This window comes from Thalassotalea sp. G20_0 (assembly GCF_017744175.1).
Lineage (GTDB): Bacteria > Pseudomonadota > Gammaproteobacteria > Pseudomonadales > Endozoicomonadaceae > Endozoicomonas.
Map to the genome: position 1 here is coordinate 1 of NZ_JAGHQV010000427.1, position 617 is coordinate 617.

The following is a 617-nucleotide window of genomic DNA, read 5'->3' on the forward strand; positions in this document are numbered from 1 at the left end:
ACGGCAGAAGGCAACTCCGGTATATCTGACAGCACAACGGCCTCACCAACCTCAACAGACGGATCAACCGCTGCACAGGCCAGACAATCAAAACAATCAGCACCCCCCGGCACGGCCAAGCAGACAGTTATTCCTGGTTCCAGAGATAGCTCAGCCGCTTCTTCATCAATGACGTCTGCATCAACAGGCACGACAGCCGAACAGACAACAACGCGACAATCAATTACTCAGGCAACTACTCAGGAAAAAGCACGATCAACGTCTGATATCACCAGTCAAACAATGACTTCTGGCATTTCGGGCAGCACAACTACAGCTTCACCGCTGACAGAAACTTCAACGGCCACAGAAACAACTCCATCAACAAAATCACCAACAGCTGTTACAACTCAGGCGACAATTGATAAAACAGCAATACTTCAATCGACAACCGGGCAAGCAGCATTATCATCTGCAACTGCCACAACAGCCGCAACAGAAGGTGACCCTGGCATCTCTGACAGCACAACGGCGTCTCCAACCTCAACAATTATTTCAACCGCTGCACAGGCCAGGCAATCAAGTCAGGCGGCAACAACAATCCACGACACCACCGCTCAGACAGTCACTTCTGGTTC

General features: G+C 50.6%; 2 protein-coding genes. One reads left to right on the forward strand and one right to left on the reverse strand.

All coding sequences use genetic code 11. The features are described 5' to 3' along the window. On the reverse strand, nt 1–191 hold a 191-nt coding region (locus J7438_RS26865), incomplete at its 3' end, for a hypothetical protein (RefSeq protein ID WP_209279075.1). On the opposite strand from J7438_RS26865, the gene J7438_RS26870 reads away from it, so the two are divergent. After that, nucleotides 169–617, forward strand: a 449-nt coding sequence (locus tag J7438_RS26870; protein WP_209279076.1) for a hypothetical protein, incomplete at its 3' end; no start/stop codon positions are given. The genes J7438_RS26865 and J7438_RS26870 overlap by 23 nt on opposite strands.